We start from the raw sequence: 12488 nt of genomic DNA on the forward strand, positions 1-12488 counted from the left end.
GACATCGCGGGCGCGAGGGGGGCGGTGGAACGGTCCGGCTTGTCACCCGGGGCCGGGAATGAGGGTGGGACGGGTGGGGCCGCGGAGGGGCCCGGGAGACCCGAATCCCTTGCGGCATCGGACCTACTCGTCAGTAGGAGGGTGTGACAGTACGGCGCCCGGGTAACCCGGCAGACAGGGGTCGCTAACTAGCTGGGAGGACTGCCGTGGAGGGGCCGTTCATGCGGATCGAGGACAGCGGGCTGGTGATGCCGCTGCGCCCCGACGTTACGACGGTCGGGAGAGGGAGAGGAGTCGACGTACGCCTCGACGACCCGAGTGTGTCCCGTTTGCACGCAGAGATCGTCCGACGCGGTCCGTACGTCTACGTGGTGGACATGGGCCTGTCCCGCAACGGGACGCGCGTCAACGGGCGGCCGATCGCCCGCCGAGTCCTGGAGGATGGCGACGTCGTGAGCTTCGGCACGGCGCGCTGCCGCTTGGGGGGAATCCCCCGTGAGGAGGTCGACCCGGACGTCGAACTGCGGCGCGCCGTCGCGCCCGAGCTTACCCGCCGCGAGGTCGACGTGCTGACCTCGCTGTGCCGGCCCGCCCTGTCCGACGAGGCGTTCGTGGCCCCCGCCACGGCACGCGACATCGCCGGCGAGCTGGTCGTCACCGAGGCGGCCGTCAAGCAGCACCTGCTGCGTCTCTACCAGAAGTTCCGCATCCCCGAGGGCGCCAACCGGCGCACGCGGCTCGCCAACGAGGTCATCGCGATGGGCCTCGTCCGGCCGCTGCCGCCGGTGCACGTGCCCCAGGGCCGCCCGCCGATGGACGGCCGGGTGTCCGGGGTGCGGACCACGGGCGAGACGCGCAGGCCCGGGGCGCCGGGCCACGCAGCACATGGGCCGGGACGTCCGGCTCACAGCACGGCCGGGCGGAGGGCCAGCTGATGTGAACCGCGGTCGCCCTCCGCGGCAGCGCACTTGCGAGGGCGATCGCTCAGACCCCCGTCCCGCGTACGTGACGGCGCGGCTCGGGGAGACGTAGGCGGAGGCCGCCACCCTGGTGCTGGGTGGCGGTCTCCGTACGTGTGCGGTCAGGCGGCCCGCTCGGCGGCCTCGACGACGTTGGCGAGGAGCATCGCGCGGGTCATCGGGCCGACGCCGCCGGGGTTGGGCGCGACCCAGCCGGCCACGTCGCGGACGTCGGCGGCGACGTCGCCGGCGAGCTTGCCGTCCACCCGGGACACGCCGACGTCGAGGACGGCGGCGCCGGGCTTGACCATGTCCGCGGTGATCAGGCCGGGGACGCCGGCGGCGGCCACGACGATGTCGGCCGCCCGGGTGTGCGCCGCCAGGTCGCGGGTCGCGGTGTGGCAGAGGGTGACGGTCGCGTTCTCGGAGCGGCGGGTCAGCAGCAGGCCGAGGGCGCGCCCGACGGTGATGCCGCGGCCGACGACGGTGACCTCGGCGCCCTTGATCGGGACGTCGAACCGGCGCAGCAGCTCGACGATGCCCTTCGGCGTGCAGGGCAGCGGGCCCGGCTGCATCAGGACGAGCCGGCCGAGATTGACGGGGTGCAGGCCGTCGGCGTCCTTGGACGGGTCGATGCGCTCCAGCACGCGCTGCTCGTCGAGGCCCTTCGGGAGGGGCAGCTGGACGATGTAGCCGGTGCAGGCGGGGTCGGCGTTCAGCTCGGCGACGGCGCGTTCCACGTCGTCCTGGGCGGCGGTGGCGGGCAGGTCGCGGCGGATGCTCTCGATGCCGACCTCGGCGCAGTCGCGGTGCTTCATGTTGACGTAGGAGCGGCTGCCGGGATCGTCGCCGACCAGCACCGTGCCGAGCCCGACCGATACGCCGCGGTCGCGCAGCGCCTCGACGCGGACCTTGAGGTCGGAGCGGATCTCGGCGGCCGTGGCCTTGCCGTCCAGAGTCTGTGCCGTCATGCGTACCTCCGCGTGGATCTCACCTGGACCGGGACCGGCTCGCAGCACGGCCGCGGCAGGGGCCCCGTCCACCCAGGCGCGCGGTGTCCGGACCGTCGTTCGCTCCCCGGTGGTGATCCACCTTGACCGCGCCAGTCGCGTTGGCCATCCATGCTAACCGGCCGGCCGGCGGCGGCACGGTACCGCGGTGGCTTGTGGAAATCGGCGCCGAGTGGCCCTGCCGGGTGCCGGCCGGCGGCTCCTAGCGTGGTCCGCATGAGCGACGAATGGTTCGAGCGGCCCGTGCTGACCGGGCGGTACGTGCGGTTGGAGCCGCTGTCGGACGAGCACGCCGAGGGCCTCTTCGCGGCGTCCGGGGACCCGGCCGTGTGGACGTGGCTGAGCGAGCGGCGGCCGACGACGGTCGCGCAGATGCGGGTGCTCGTCGGCAAGGCGCTCGCGGCCTGCGAGCGCGGCCTGCGCCTCCCCTGGGCCCAGATCGACGTCTCGACGGGGGAGGTCGCCGGGACGACGTCGTACTACGAGATCGTCCCGTCCCACCGCGGCCTCTGCATCGGCTACACCTGGCTCGGGTCGCGGTGGCACCGCACGGCCGTCAACACCGAGGCGAAGCTGCTGCTGATGGGGCGCGCGTTCGACGACCTCGGGGCGATGCGGGTCGGGTGGCACACGCACGTCCGGAACGCGCGGTCGCGGGCGGCCATCGAGCGCCTCGGCGCGTCGTTCGAGGGCGTGCACCGCAAGCACCGGATCCTGGCGGACGGCTCGGTCCGCGACACGGCCGCCTACGCCATGACGGACGACGACTGGCCCGCCGCCGCGGCGCGCCTGCGCGCCCGGCTGCGCTGATCGCGGCGGGTCAGTCCTCGGAGCCCTGCCGCCAGGCGATGAGGCGGTCGGTGCCGTGCCAGCCCAGTTGCGCGGCCAGCACCGCGGCCAGGAAGGCGGCGACCAGCCCGATCACCTGCCGGGACTCCATGAGCAGCGAGTCGGCCCGGTACACGACGCCCAGCATGAGGGACACCACGACATCCATCCCGCCTCCATAACGGAACGCCCGCGCCAGGGTCAAGGGAGGATTACGGGGCGCGGTGCGCCCGAGGCTACCCGCCTCGCCGCCGTGCCCCCACCCCACCCAAACCCATCTCGCCCGTGTTCCTCGCCACACCTGGCCGCCGACCTCGGCCACCACTGCAACCACGCAACAACCTCAATGGTTGCGATCGCGTCCGAAGGCAGGGGCGAGCGAAGCGAGACCCTGATCGCGCAGCGAGCCGCCAGGCGAGCCGGAGCGATGCCAGCGATCGCCCGAGTTTTTCGACGATGGAGGGCCGCCAGGCCCGAAGGAGGAGAAAGACTCAATGAAAAAAGTGCCGTACTCCCGTGAAGTAGAGGGTGATTCCGGCCTTCTCGGCGGCTTCGATGACCTTGCCGTCGTTGACGGAGCCGCCCGGTTGGACGATCGCCTTCACGCCCGCCTCGGTGAGCACCTCCAGGCCGTCCGGGAAGGGGAAGAAGGCGTCGGAGGCGCCCACCGCCGACGCCGCCCGCTCCGCGCCGGCCCGCGCGACGGCGAGCTTGGCGGAGTCGACCCGGTTGACCTGGCCCATGCCGACGCCGACGGTGGCGCCGTCGGCGGCCAGCAGGATCGCGTTGGACTTCACCGACCGGATCGCCCGCCACGCGAACGCCAGGTCGCGGAGGGCGGCCTCGTCCGCGGCCTCGCCGGCCTTGAGCTCCCAGGCGGCCGGGTCGTCGCCGGGCGCGTCCACGCGGTCGACGCCCTGCAGCAGGACGCCGCCGTCGATGCGCCGGTACTCGGCCGCGCCCGCCGGGGCGTCCGGGCAGACCAGCAGCCGGATGTTCTTGAACCGGTCCTTGAGGACGGTCACGGCCTCGTCCTCGAAGGACGGGGCCACCAGCACCTCGGCGAAGCTCTCGGTGACCTGCCGGGCCATCGCGGCGGTGACCGGGCGGTTCGCCGCGATCACGCCGCCGTACGCCGAGACGGGGTCGCAGGCGTGCGCCTTGCGGTGCGCCGCGGCGATGTCGGCGCCGACGGCGATGCCGCACGGGTTGGCGTGCTTGATGATCGCGACGCACGGCTCGGTGAAGTCGTAGGCGGCGCGGCGGGCGGCGTCGGTGTCGACGTAGTTGTTGTACGACATCTCCTTGCCGTACAGCTGCTCCGCCCCGGCCAGGCCGGTCTCGCCCGGCGACCGGTACAGCGCGGCCCGCTGGTGCGGGTTCTCGCCGTACCGCAGGGTGTTCGACCGCTCCCAGGTGGCGCCGAGGAAGTCCGGCCACCGCGTCTCGGCGGCGGTCTCGTCGGGCGCGTAGGCGCTCGCGAACCAGGACGCGACGGCGACGTCGTAGGACGCCGTGTGGGCGAACGCGCGCGCGGCGAGGCGGCGGCGCTCGTCCAGGGTGAAGCCGCCCGCCGTCACAGCGGCGAGGACCGTCGCGTATGCGGACGGGTCGACGACGACGGAGACGCTCGCGTGGTTCTTCGCGGCGGCGCGGACCATCGTGGGCCCGCCGATGTCGATCTGCTCGACGCACTCGTCCGGCCCGGCGCCGGAGTCCACCGTGTCGGCGAACGGGTACAGGTTGGCGACGACCAGGTCGAACGGCTCGACGCCGAGGTCGTCGAGCTGCTGGAGGTGGTCGTCCTTGCGGCGGTCGGCGAGCAGGCCGGCGTGCACGCGGGGGTGCAGGGTCTTGACCCGCCCGTCCAGGCACTCGGGGAACCCGGTGAGCTTCTCCACCTTCATCACCGGCACCCCGGCGGCGGAGATCCGGCCCGCCGTGGACCCGGTCGAGACGATCTCCACACCCGCCTCGTGCAGGCCCCGGGCCAGTTCCTCCAGCCCGGACTTGTCGTACACGCTGATCAGCGCGCGCTTAATCGCCACCCGACTCACCGGCCGAGCTCCCCTCTTGATCGGACGAATCACCACAGGTCCTGCACTTCATCGAGACCCGCCTGCCGTGCGCGGTCCAGCCGTCGCGGGCGAGGCGTCCGACGACGTCGACGAGGAGGCGGCGCTCCACCCGCTTGATGCGCTCGTGCAGGGAGTCCTCGTCGTCATGCCAGCCCACGGGGACGGTCTCCTGGGCTATGACGGGTCCGGTGTCCACGCCTTCGTCGACGAAGTGAACCGTACAGCCCGTGACCTTGACCCCGTACGCCAGGGCGTCCCGTACGGGGTGGGCGCCGGGGAAGGACGGGAGCAGCGCGGGGTGGGTGTTGACCGTCCGGCCGCCGAACCGGGCGAGGAACCGGGGGCCGAGGATCTTCATGAAGCCGGCGGAGACGACCAGGTCTGGCTCGTAGGCGCCGACCGCCCCGGTGAGGGCGGCGTCCCAGTCGGAGCGAGACGGAAAATCGGGGACACGCAGGGTGAAAGTGGGCACACCGGAGCGTTCGGCGCGCTCGGTTCCCCCGATATCGGGACGGTCCGCACCCACGGCCACGACCTGCGCCCCGTAGGCTGGATCCGCGCACGCGTCGAGCAGCGCTTGTAGGTTGGTCCCCGCGCCGGAGACGAGGACGACGAGCCGGGCGGACACATGACTCCCCGGTGGACGTTGCTGGGACACCACGAAGCCTATCGGGCGAGCTCGGTGCCGCTTGATCCCAGTCGGACCCCACGGGCCAGGAGGAGACGAACGTGAGCGAGCAGCAGGGCCCGCCGGCCCCGCCCGAGGACCGCCCCGGCGGGCACCCGGCGGGTCAGCCGCCCGCGGGACCGCGGCAGGACGCCCGGCGCACCGGCTGGCGGGCCCTGTGGCTCGGCGGCATCGCGCTGCTGACCGCGGTCTTCTTCTACCCGCTCGGCCTGGTGCTGGGCGTCGCCGCGCTGGTCGTCGGCATCCGGGCCCGCCGCTTCGCGCGCCGCGCGCGGGACACCGCGCCCGGCGCCGTCCCCGGCATCGTGCTCGGCGCGATCGGGCTCGCGTTCTCGCTGATGTCGGTGTCGCTCACGGCGTTCCTGTGGTCGGAGCTGAGCGGCTACCAGAACTGCGTCAGCGCGTCGAACACGACCACCGACAAGCAGGCGTGCCGCGACGAGTACTACCCGAAGATCGAGAAGAAGCTCGGCCTGCCCGCGGGGAGCATGGACAAGTACGGCGACCTGCTCTAGCCGTCCTGGTCGGGGTCCTCCCGCAGGACGTAGATGGCGCCGCCGCGGTTCTCGGTGCGCCCCGGGTCCTCGCGCGGGGGCGGGACGGGCCGGGGCGGCTCCTCGGGCTCCGGCTCCGCGTGCTCGTCGACCACGTGCTCGTCCACGATCTGCTCGTCCACCACGTGGCCCTCCACGACGACCGTGCCGTCGCTCGGCGGCGGAGGCGGCGGCGGGGACGGTTCCGCGGCCAGGTCGGGCAGGGGGTCGGCACGGCGGCGGGCCCGGCGCGGCGCGAGGACGGGCTCGGCCTCCTCGAACTCCAGCCGTCCGGGCGCGTGCGGAGCCCTCGGCGGCGGCTCGGGCGCCGTCCCCGGCCGCGGGTCGTAGTCGCCGGGGATGGGCGCGGACAGCGGCATCGCCGGCTCCGGCGCGACCCGCGCCCGCTTCTTCGGTTTCGGTGCGGGCTTCGGTGCCCGTTTCTTGGAAGCCGGTTTCCCGGCGGCCCGCTTCTTCTTCCGGGTGTCGCGCTCCGGGCGGCGCAGCACCATCCAGTTCGCCACCCACGCCGCGATCGCCGCCGAGATGCCCACCTCCAGGGCGGCCAGCAGCCCGACCTGCCAGGCGGAGGGGCCCACGGTCGCCATCCGCCCGCCGCCGAGCGGCCCGCCGGACAGCGCGGTCAGCAGCGCCGCGACGGCCCCGGTCAGCGCGCCGGACACGAAGCCCCACAGCGGGGCGCCCTCCGACACCGGGCTCGGCAGCGACCGGATCGTGAGGACGCCGCCGACCGCGCCCGCGACGAACGGCGCGGCCAGCGCCAGCAGGGAGATCGCGGGGGCGGGGCCGGGCTGGGGAAGCGCGGCGAGCGGCGGGAACGCGGGGACGGCGTCCAGGAACACCCCCGTCGGGGAGACGCTCGTCCCGGCGCCGACCGAGAAACCGGGCCCGACCGCGTAGGCCATCCCCCAGATCGCCGCGTTCGGCAGGAACGCCAGCTCGACCAGCAGCAGCAGGACGCCGCCGACGACACCGGGCGCGAGCATGTCGTAGAGGTCGGCGGCGTCCGACAGGTGCAGGGCGAGGGACGCGCCGACGAGGATCGCGCCCGACGCCAGCAGCACGCTCAGCGACCCCGCCACGCCGATCACGAGGGACCGCGGCCGTTCCGGCAGCAGCTTCAGCAGCGCGCCCAGCCCGGACCGGACCCGGCCCTCCCGCGCCTCGGCCGCCACGACCGCCCGCGCGGCGCCGAGCCCGCCCGCGACGGCGGCGACGAGGAAGCACCCGACGAGCGCCTGCCAGGCCGACGGCCGGACGGTCTCCGACGAGGCCGCGAGCGCCAGCAGCCCGGCCAGGCCGGCGTACGGCGCGGCCAGCGCGACCGCCACGTGCACGACCGCGATCCGCTGCCGGTGCTGGAGCCCGACCACCCGGATCATCCAGCCGCCGCCCCGGTGCAGCAGCACCCCCGGCAGGACGAGGACGCCCAGCGGCAGCAGCCCGAACCGCCCCTGCCCGTAGGAGAAGCCCGCGTGGTGGGAGACGAGCCAGAAGTTCACGGCGGTCCGGAACACCCCGGCCATGCCGTGCCCCAGCGCGGTCTTCGGCGCGGCGATCCACCCGATCAGCGTGATCGTGGTCAGCACGGCGAGCCCGATGCCGATGCACCACAGCGCCGCGACGAGCCCCGTCACGTACAGCGGCCTGGCCGCGGGGGCCGGGCGCTCTCGGCCGGAGTCCGCGCGCGGCGGCCCGCCCTTCGCCGGGTCCCGCTCCGCACGCCGCCCGGGGGTCTTGTCGCTCACGGGCTCCATGCTGGCACCGCCCCCGCCCCGCCGGGCCCCGCCCGGCCCGGCGTGTCGCCTTTGTCGTGCCGTCGTGCCGTCGTGCCGTCGTCCCGTCCCGCCGTCCCGCGGGCGCGCACGCGAGAAGACGCCCGGACCGCGCGGAGCGGCTCGGGCGTCTTCTCGGTACCGCCGGTCAGCGGTTCTTCATGATCTCCCGCATGAGGACGGCGGTCTCGCTCGGGGTCTTGCCGACGCGGACGCCGACCTTCTCCAGGGCCTCCTTCTTCGCCTGCGCGGTGCCGGCGGAGCCGGACACGATGGCGCCGGCGTGGCCCATGGTCTTGCCCTCGGGGGCGGTGAACCCGGCGACGTAGCCGACGACCGGCTTGGTCACGTTCTTCTCGATGTAGGCGGCGGCGCGCTCCTCGGCGTCGCCCCCGATCTCACCGATCATGACGATGCCGTCGGTGTCCGGGTCGTCCTGGAACGCCTGGAGGGCATCGATGTGGGTCGTCCCGATGACGGGGTCGCCGCCGATGCCGACGCAGGTGGAGAAGCCGATGTCGCGCAGCTCGTACATCATCTGGTAGGTCAGCGTGCCCGACTTGGACACCAGGCCGATGCGGCCGGGGGTGGTGATGTCGGCCGGGATGATGCCCGCGTTGGACTTGCCGGGGGACGCGATGCCGGGGCAGTTCGGCCCGATGATCCGCGTCTTGTTGCCGGCCTTCTCGGCGTAGGCCCAGAAGTAGGCGGTGTCGTGCACCGGGATGCCCTCGGTGATGACGACGCAGAGCGGGATCTCGGCGTCGACCGCCTCGACGACGGCGTCCTTGGTGAACTTCGGCGGGACGAACACGACGGAGACGTCCGCGCCGGTCTCGGCCATGGCCTCCTTGACGGTGCCGAACACCGGGAGGACGGTGCCGTCGAAGTCGACGGACTGGCCGGCCTTGCGGGCGTTCACGCCGCCGACGACCTGGGCGCCGGAGGCGAGCATCCGGCGGCCGTGCTTGGTGCCCTCGGAGCCCGTGATGCCCTGCACGATGATCTTGCTGTTCTCGGTGAGCCAGATCGCCATTGTCATGCACCTGCCGCTGCGAGTTCGGCGGCGCGCTTGGCCGCGTCGTCCATGGTGTCGACCTGCTGGACGCCGGGCAGCGCCGCGTCGTTGAGGATCGTGCGCCCGAGCTCGGCGTTGTTGCCGTCCAGCCGGACGACGAGCGGGCGGTCGACGGCCTCGCCGCGGTCGGCCAGCAGCTTGTAGGCCGCGACGATGCCGTTGGCGACGGCGTCGCACGCGGTGATGCCGCCGAAGACGTTGACGAAGACGGACTTGACGTCGGTGTCGGACAGGACGATCTCCAGCCCGTTCGCCATCACCTCGGCGGACGCCCCGCCGCCGATGTCGAGGAAGTTCGCCGGCTTCTGCCTGTCGAACTGCTCGCCCGCGTAGGCGACCACGTCGAGGGTGGACATGACCAGGCCGGCGCCGTTGCCGATGATGCCGACGCTGCCGTCCAGCTTGACGTAGTTGAGGTCCTTGGCCTTGGCCGCGGCCTCCAGGGGGTCGGCCGCGGCCTTGTCCTCCAGCTCCTCGTGGTCGTCCTGGCGGAAGGCGGCGTTGTCGTCCAGGGAGACCTTGCCGTCGAGCGCCTTCACCTGGCCGTCGGCGGTGAGGATCATCGGGTTCACCTCGACGAGGGAGGCGTCCTCGTCGGTGAACACGGCCCACAGCCGCTCGATGAGCTCGGCGGCGCCCTCGACCGCCTCCTGCGGCAGCCGGCCCTGCTCGGCGATCTCGCGGGCCTTGGCCCGGTCGACGCCGTCCAGCGGGGAGATCGGCACCATCGCCAGCCGGTCGTGCGGCACCTCCTCGATCTCCACGCCGCCCTCGACGGAGCAGATGGACAGGAAGGTGCGGTTCGCCCGGTCGAGCAGGAAGGAGAAGTAGTACTCCTGGGCGATCGCGCTGCCCTCCTCGATCAGGACCTTGTGGACCGTGTGGCCCTTGATGTCCATGCCGAGGATCCGGGTGGCGAGTTCCTGGGCCTCGTCGGCGGAGTCGGCCAGCTTCACGCCGCCGGCCTTGCCGCGGCCCCCGGTCTTCACCTGGGCCTTGACGACGACCTTCGAGCTTCCCGCGGCGAACAGCTCCGCCGCGATGGCCCGGGCTTCCTGGGGAGTATGGGCGACCTTGCCGGTGGGCACCGGTACCCCGTACTCGGCGAAGAGTTCCTTCGCCTGATGTTCGAACAGGTCCACGAGGCGTCCTTTTTACGGATCGACAGCCGAATGTGACCACACGAGTGGGGGTTACACGGGTGTCCGTGCGGCCGGCACTCTGCGGTCCGCTCCGTCGATGCAGCCTAGTCAACCAGTCTTCGTGGTGATGCCGCCGGGTCCATATGTCACCGAGAGTTCCCTCCCGCGGCGAGTACCGCGGGGCGTCAGGTGTGCTCATCCTCAAGGGAGGGCACGAGTGGCACGTGAGGAGGATGAACCAATTGACGTAGTTTGATGTACTTATTTCGGCCGGGCGGCTGATGCGGCAAAGGGGGCGAACGCATGGCGATGGCGGAAGAACGGGACACATCCCTCGCCGCACCCGTTCCCGCCACCCCGGTCCTGCCGGTCCCGCCGCCCCCGCGCCGCGGGCCCGCCCGGCGGCGGCCCGCCTCGCGCCGGCGGTCGCGCGTCCGCACGGTCCGCCGCACGGCGGCGATGCTCGTCGTGGCCGCGCTCGTCGCGACCGGCGGCGTCACCGTCCCCGAGCCGCCGGGGCCGGGCTGGGCGAGCCCGGGGCTCGTCGGCGGCGGCGGATGGCCCTTCGCCGGCGTCCCGCTCCCGCCCGACCAGGCCGACGGGGCGTCCTACCTGCCGGACAGCTCGGTGATCAAGCTCGCGGACGGGCGGATCCGGCTCATCCCGTCCGGCGGCGACACCCCGGTCACCGTGGGGGCGTCCGATCCGCGGGTGGCACGGGCCGTCCGGTCCGACAGCGCGTGGCTGGCCCAGGGAACGATCCCCGGCGGGCCGGACGGGAGCCACCGCGACATGGCGGCCCGCGCGCTCCTCGACCTGCGCCTCCTCACCCGCCCGAACGGGGCGTCCCTCGCGTCCTGGTACTCCAAGTGGCGGTACTGCTGGCCCCGCGACTCCGCGTTCACCGTCGCCGCGTTCACGGTGACGGGGCACACGTCCGAGGCGCGCCGCGTGCTGCGGTTCCTCGCCCGCGCCCAGAACGAGAACGGCATGTGGGCCGCGCGCTACAACGCCGACGGGACGGCGGTCGCGGACGGCCGCGCGCCGCAGCTCGACTCGCTCGGCTGGGTGCTGTGGGCCGCCTGGTTCTACCGCGTCCAGAGCAGGGACGCCGACGAGCTGCCCGCGCTCTGGCCGATGGTGCAGCGCGCCGCCGACCATCTGGCGCGCTCGCTGGACGCCGAGGGGCTGCCGCCCGCGTCGTCCGACTACTGGGAACGCGACCACCGCCGCGAGCAGGACCCGCGGCGCCCCACGCTCGGCGTCGTCGGGCCCGCGCTGGCCGGGCTGCGCGCGGCCGCCGACCTCGCGGGGATGCGCGGCGAGGGCGGCAAGGCCGCCGAGTGGCGGCACGCGGCGCGGCGGGTGTCGGACGCGGTGGACCGGCAGTTCGCGCCCTACGGATACCCGCGCTCGCCCATCCCCGGCGGGCTGATGGACACCTCGGTGACCTTCCTCGCGCCCCCCTTCGCGCATCCCGACCCGGGCGTGACCGTCGCGATCGGGGACGCCGCGCGCAAGCAGGCGCTGCCGAACGGGGGCGTCCTGCCGGGCGAGCGCTGGTCCGGCGACCCGGACGTCGCCTGGACGCCGGAGACGGCGCTGTTCGGGCTGAACGCCGCCGCCTCGGGGCGGACCGGCGACGCGCTGAGCCGCCTCGCCTGGCTGTCCGCGCACCGCACGTCGCTGGGCGTCCTGCCGGAGAAGGTCGGCGTGACCGGCAAGCCGGCCGGCCCGGCACCGCTCGGCTGGACGGCGTCGCTCGTCCTGCTCAGCCTGTCGGCGCTGGAGCGTCCGCTCCCCATCCCCTAGCCGCGCCCGGTCAGCCCGCCCACTCCTCGGCGAGGACGGCCCACACCTGGACGTCGCGGCGCTCGCCGTCCAGCACGAACGCCTGCCGGTGGACGCCCTCGCAGGTCATGCCCAGCCGCTTCGCCACCGCGGCGCTCGCGGTGTTGCGCGGGTCGCAGAGCCACTCGACGCGGTGCATCCCCCGCGTGCCGACCGCCCAGTCGATCATGACGCGGACGGCCTCGGTGATCAGGCCGCGGCCCCGCGCCTCCGCCGCGAGCCAGACACCGGCCTCGCAGACGCCCTGCGCGGCGTCGAACGTCCGGAAGACCGTCCCGCCCTGGAGGACGCCGTCCACCCAGATGCCGTACATGCGGCCCGTGTCCTCGGCCTGCCTGTCGGCGTAGGACTGGAGCACCTTCCGGGCCGACTCCTCGTCCACCACCGTCCGCGCCCACGGGATGTACTGCTCGATGTCCGCGCGGACCCTGTCCGCGTGCGCGGCGAACTCGGCGGCCTGCCAGGGCTCGAACGGGCGCAGTTCGGCACCGTCGGCGAGCGTGCGGGCGAACATGGGGGCCTCCA

General features: G+C 73.7%; 12 protein-coding genes. 4 read left to right on the forward strand and 8 right to left on the reverse strand.

What is annotated here, in order from left to right; translation table 11 throughout:
* Positions 1-221: 221 nt before the first annotated feature.
* Complete coding sequence (locus K8Z49_RS21900; protein ID WP_412520545.1) at positions 222-935, forward strand: FHA domain-containing protein; 714 nt, start codon at positions 222-224, stop codon at positions 933-935.
* Positions 936-1081: 146 nt separating this feature from the next.
* On the opposite strand, the gene K8Z49_RS21905 is transcribed toward K8Z49_RS21900, so the two are convergent.
* Positions 1082-1930: a bifunctional methylenetetrahydrofolate dehydrogenase/methenyltetrahydrofolate cyclohydrolase gene (locus tag K8Z49_RS21905; RefSeq protein ID WP_412520547.1), complete on the reverse strand. Its 849-nt coding sequence runs from the start codon at positions 1928-1930 to the stop codon at positions 1082-1084.
* Positions 1931-2185: 255 nt separating this feature from the next.
* On the opposite strand from K8Z49_RS21905, the gene K8Z49_RS21910 reads away from it, so the two are divergent.
* Positions 2186-2779 carry a GNAT family N-acetyltransferase gene (locus tag K8Z49_RS21910; protein ID WP_021596500.1) on the forward strand — a complete coding sequence of 198 codons (594 nt, stop codon included), beginning with the start codon at positions 2186-2188 and terminating at the stop codon, positions 2777-2779.
* 10 nt (positions 2780-2789) lie between these two features.
* On the opposite strand, the gene K8Z49_RS21915 is transcribed toward K8Z49_RS21910, so the two are convergent.
* The 3 genes from K8Z49_RS21915 to purN form a co-directional block, all read right to left on the reverse strand.
* A complete protein-coding gene (locus K8Z49_RS21915) occupies positions 2790-2966 on the reverse strand; it encodes a hypothetical protein (RefSeq protein WP_021596499.1) in 177 nt (58 codons plus the stop codon).
* Positions 2967-3288: 322 nt separating this feature from the next.
* On the reverse strand, positions 3289-4854 hold the full coding sequence (gene purH / locus K8Z49_RS21920; RefSeq protein WP_412520550.1) for a bifunctional phosphoribosylaminoimidazolecarboxamide formyltransferase/IMP cyclohydrolase: 1566 nt from the start codon (positions 4852-4854) through the stop codon (positions 3289-3291).
* Positions 4835-5503: a phosphoribosylglycinamide formyltransferase gene (gene purN / locus K8Z49_RS21925; RefSeq protein WP_412520552.1), complete on the reverse strand. Its 669-nt coding sequence runs from the start codon at positions 5501-5503 to the stop codon at positions 4835-4837. Before purN ends, purH begins: the two co-directional genes overlap by 20 nt.
* 101 nt (positions 5504-5604) lie before the next feature.
* Between purN and K8Z49_RS21930 the strand changes: the two genes are divergently transcribed.
* Positions 5605-6078, forward strand: a complete 474-nt coding sequence (locus K8Z49_RS21930; protein ID WP_075021374.1) for a hypothetical protein — start codon at positions 5605-5607, stop codon at positions 6076-6078.
* Here K8Z49_RS21930 and K8Z49_RS21935 read toward each other — a convergent pair.
* The 3 genes from K8Z49_RS21935 to sucC form a co-directional block, all read right to left on the reverse strand.
* Positions 6075-7865, reverse strand: coding sequence for a DUF6350 family protein (locus tag K8Z49_RS21935; RefSeq protein WP_256255370.1), 1791 nt, complete (start codon positions 7863-7865; stop codon positions 6075-6077). The genes K8Z49_RS21930 and K8Z49_RS21935 overlap by 4 nt on opposite strands.
* 175 nt (positions 7866-8040) lie before the next feature.
* On the reverse strand, positions 8041-8928 hold the full coding sequence (gene sucD / locus K8Z49_RS21940) for a succinate--CoA ligase subunit alpha (protein ID WP_021600242.1): 888 nt from the start codon (positions 8926-8928) through the stop codon (positions 8041-8043).
* Between the two features lie 2 nt (positions 8929-8930).
* Positions 8931-10112 (reverse strand): ADP-forming succinate--CoA ligase subunit beta, encoded by a 1182-nt coding sequence (gene sucC, locus K8Z49_RS21945; protein ID WP_021600243.1) that lies wholly within the window; start codon positions 10110-10112, stop codon positions 8931-8933.
* Positions 10113-10415: 303 nt separating this feature from the next.
* On the opposite strand from sucC, the gene K8Z49_RS21950 reads away from it, so the two are divergent.
* Positions 10416-11924 (forward strand): glycoside hydrolase family 15 protein, encoded by a 1509-nt coding sequence (locus tag K8Z49_RS21950; protein ID WP_024935617.1) that lies wholly within the window; start codon positions 10416-10418, stop codon positions 11922-11924.
* A 10-nt stretch (positions 11925-11934) separates the two neighbouring features.
* On the opposite strand, the gene K8Z49_RS21955 is transcribed toward K8Z49_RS21950, so the two are convergent.
* Positions 11935-12477, reverse strand: coding sequence for a GNAT family N-acetyltransferase (locus tag K8Z49_RS21955; protein WP_021599625.1), 543 nt, complete (start codon positions 12475-12477; stop codon positions 11935-11937).
* Positions 12478-12488: the final 11 nt, after the last annotated feature.

The sequence above is a fragment of the Actinomadura madurae genome, assembly GCF_047130825.1.
GTDB lineage: Bacteria > Actinomycetota > Actinomycetes > Streptosporangiales > Streptosporangiaceae > Spirillospora > Spirillospora madurae.

What these genes read in the sequence shown, in the direction of transcription:
- sucD (WP_021600242.1), bottom strand. Translation starts at nt 8,928, where the DNA reads ATGGCGATCTGGCTCACCGAGAACAGCAAGATCATCGTGCAGGGCATC.
- K8Z49_RS21955 (WP_021599625.1), bottom strand. Translation starts at nt 12,477, where the DNA reads ATGTTCGCCCGCACGCTCGCCGACGGTGCCGAACTGCGCCCGTTCGAG.
- K8Z49_RS21905 (WP_412520547.1), bottom strand. Translation starts at nt 1,930, where the DNA reads ATGACGGCACAGACTCTGGACGGCAAGGCCACGGCCGCCGAGATCCGC.
- K8Z49_RS21950 (WP_024935617.1), top strand. Translation starts at nt 10,416, where the DNA reads ATGGCGATGGCGGAAGAACGGGACACATCCCTCGCCGCACCCGTTCCC.
- K8Z49_RS21910 (WP_021596500.1), top strand. Translation starts at nt 2,186, where the DNA reads ATGAGCGACGAATGGTTCGAGCGGCCCGTGCTGACCGGGCGGTACGTG.
- K8Z49_RS21915 (WP_021596499.1), bottom strand. Translation starts at nt 2,966, where the DNA reads ATGGATGTCGTGGTGTCCCTCATGCTGGGCGTCGTGTACCGGGCCGAC.
- K8Z49_RS21900 (WP_412520545.1), top strand. Translation starts at nt 222, where the DNA reads ATGCGGATCGAGGACAGCGGGCTGGTGATGCCGCTGCGCCCCGACGTT.